At 70.1% G+C, this 1,418-nt stretch carries 2 protein-coding genes; one reads left to right on the top strand and one right to left on the bottom strand.

Annotation, left to right across the window (positions count from 1 at the left end):
- The first annotated feature begins 229 nt into the window (after positions 1 to 229).
- Complete coding sequence (locus tag AC1D15_RS32165) at positions 230 to 1,129, top strand: LysR family transcriptional regulator (protein ID WP_477829251.1); 900 nt, start codon at positions 230 to 232, stop codon at positions 1,127 to 1,129.
- On the opposite strand, the gene AC1D15_RS32170 is transcribed toward AC1D15_RS32165, so the two are convergent.
- The coding region (locus tag AC1D15_RS32170; RefSeq protein WP_477829252.1) for a hypothetical protein at positions 1,113 to 1,418 on the bottom strand (306 nt) is incomplete at its 5' end. The two genes, AC1D15_RS32165 and AC1D15_RS32170, sit on opposite strands and share 17 nt — an antisense overlap.

A 1,418-nucleotide genomic window follows, 5' to 3' on the forward strand; every position in this document is an offset into this window, starting at 1 on the left:
TCCTCCACGTCACCGAGCGCGACCTGGCCGATAAGCGCCTCGGTGGCCGGGTTGAAGAGGTCGAAACGCTCCTGGCCGTGCGGGGCGACGAAGGCGCCGTCGATGTAGATCCGGGTGATGCCGTGCATGTCGATGTCCTGTGCAATGAAGGGATGCATCGAATCTAGAGGCCGGGCATTGATTTGATAAGCTGCACGAATCCCGATGACTAGTTCTGGTAATCAGGACAATGCACAAGTCAGGCCTCGTCGAACTGGAAGCGGTGCTGGCCGTGGCGCGGCACGGCAGCTTCCGTGCAGCCGCCACCGACATGGGCATGTCGACCTCGGCGCTGAGCAGCGCGGTGGCCGGGCTCGAGGCGCGCCTCGGCGTGCGCCTCTTCAACCGCACGACGCGCAGCGTGGCGCTGTCCGGGGCCGGCGAGCAGTTCGTCGCGCGCATCGCGCCGGCGCTGGGCGACATCCGCGGCGCGATGGAGGCGGTGAACCTGCTGCGCGACACGCCGGCCGGCACGCTGCGGCTGAACACCTCGGTCGGTGCGGCGCGCATCGTGTTCGAGCCGATCGTGCTCGAGTTCCTGAAGCGCTACCCGCAGATGCAGGTCGACCTGGTCACCGAAGGGCGGCTGATCGACATCGTCGCCGAGGGCTACGACGCCGGCATCCGGGTGGCCGACACGGTGCCGCGCGACATGATCGCGGTGCCGATGAGCGGCGCGATGCGCATGGCGGTGGTCGCGTCGCACGACTACGTGGCGGCGCACGGCAGCGCCGCCACGCCGGGCGAGTTGATGAACCACCGCTGCATCCGCTGGCGCCTGGCGAGCGGCGCGCGCTACCGCTGGGAGTTCGAGCGGCACGGCGAATCGCTGACGCTGGACGTGCCCGGCCCGATCACGCTCGACGAGCCGTCACTGATGCGCAGCGCGGTCTTCGCCGGCGTCGGTGTCGGCTACCTGTCGGAGCTGCACGTCGGCGACGACCTGAAGCAGGGACGGCTGCTGCGCATGCTCGCGGACTGGACGCCGCCCTACCCCGGCATCTGCCTGTACTACCCGACACGCCGGCATGTGCCGGCGGGCTTGCGGGCGTTCATCGCGCTGATCCGCGAAGTCATGCAGGCGGGGTGAAATACGGCCGCTCGTCGGCGAACAGCAGCCGGCGGGCCGCATCGCGCCACGCCGCCGGCGCCTCGCGGCCGAGCAGCACGACGCCGGCCGCRTACGCGTGCACGCGCCATTGGAACGACATCTCGGCCAGCACGCGCTCGGCCACGCCGACATCGCGCGTCTTCTGCAGTTGCTCGAAGAACACCCGCATCAGCGCTGCATCGGTCGGCGAGCGGCGCGCGACGGCGGCAACGAAGGGCTCGATGTCCTGCCCGCCGCGTGCCGCGACGGCAGCAGCGAGCCACGCGGT

The organism is Rhizobacter sp. P2_H2 (assembly GCF_056403375.1).